The sequence below is a fragment of the Flavonifractor sp. An91 genome (genome assembly GCF_002159225.1).
In the GTDB taxonomy this organism is placed as follows: Bacteria; Bacillota; Clostridia; order Oscillospirales; family Oscillospiraceae; genus Flavonifractor; species Flavonifractor avicola.
Genome location: NZ_NFHA01000093.1, coordinates 1 through 1,206 on the forward strand (window position 1 = coordinate 1; position 1,206 = coordinate 1,206).

The 1,206-nt window shown below is 50.4% G+C and carries 2 protein-coding genes; both read right to left on the minus strand.

Features of this window, described 5'->3' with window-relative positions; all coding sequences use genetic code 11:
* Positions 1–203: 203 nt before the first annotated feature.
* Positions 204–722 carry a hypothetical protein gene (locus B5G42_RS17570; protein ID WP_087273171.1) on the minus strand — a complete coding sequence of 173 codons (519 nt, stop codon included), beginning with the start codon at positions 720–722 and terminating at the stop codon, positions 204–206.
* A gap of 94 nt (positions 723–816) precedes the next feature.
* Positions 817–1,206, minus strand: a 390-nt coding sequence (locus tag B5G42_RS17575) for a TraM recognition domain-containing protein (RefSeq protein WP_162611154.1), incomplete at its 5' end; no start/stop codon positions are given.

A 1,206-nucleotide genomic window follows, 5' to 3' on the forward strand; every position in this document is an offset into this window, starting at 1 on the left:
GGTGGCAGCATCGGTCTGATCCGTTCCCATTGTTCTTTTGTTAATTCATAGCGTTTCATGCCCTTAGTTTTACATATTGCGTCCTTTTGTGCAACTTTTATTTTTCAAACAAGGCCTAGGTCAGAGTGTTTGGAAGTAAGTCTGACCTGAGTATAGCACACCTTAATCTTGGTACGCAATAGAAAACTGTCAGGTATATGGGCCTATTTTGCAGATGGGTCAAAGGCGTGTTCAAGTGCTTTTTGGAGTGCCTGCACATGGACAAGCCATTCCTGGCGAGTTTTCTCTTGAAGCCACGATTGGTACATCTCATGCTCTGGGTTCTGGACACACCGAACTTCTTTCAGGAGGACGGAAACAGCTTCTTCTGTGACAAGCACCTGCTGAATATGTCGCTCCTGTAAATTTCCAGTTGTTTTTATGTACTCGTGGACAATTAACTCGTTTGTGCGATAGTATTCTTCCAGACACTCCGCAATCAGAAGGGCAGCCCGGCTGAAGTATTGCTGCAATCTGCTCCGAATGTAATGGTCTAGTTTCGTTTGTGAGCAGTTCTGATTGCGGTATATGATTTCTTCCAGAATGTGCTGACGCAACACCCCTATGGCTTTCCCTGTATCAAAATATGCGAATTGAATCGGCTTGAGCTGTTCCTCTATGATGACATTCAACAGGTCCAGGCCGTAATCGCTCTCGCGCATTGTGATACCCCATGAGCCCATAATTTCACCTCCAGAAACAGTTTGGTTTTGACGGCGTCAAGGGGGGACTGCAAGCAAGTATAGCCCTGATAAGCACTGTCCATCGCAATATGCATCATGCTTCGTGCTCATCCTGCTCACGGCACACCGCTTTCTGCTTCGACGGCTGTGCCAAGTGATACAGGGGATGGTCCTCCAGGCGGTATTTCTCCACCTCCTTTGGTGCGCCGCCCCGTGTAAACAGCCACGCATGGTTTAAGGGCATGTTCAGAATGGTGTGGACAGACTTGTTGGCCTTGACGGAGATGTACCGGGCCGTTGCCAGCTCCTGTCCGCCCAGGTAGAGCAGGTGGTCGCAGTTGCTCAGAATGGTAACGGCCTTGTCGTGCCCGTATGCGGCCTCCAGCTGTGCAAGGCTCTGGAGGATGATGCTGACGCTGATCTCCCGGGAGCGGATGACGGAACTGATCTGGTCGAAGTCAGCGATGCACCCTGCGGCCCCGGC

Excerpts from the sequence above, each read along its gene's own strand:
- B5G42_RS17570 (WP_087273171.1), bottom strand. The coding sequence starts at position 722 with ATGGGCTCATGGGGTATCACAATGCGCGAGAGCGATTACGGCCTGGAC.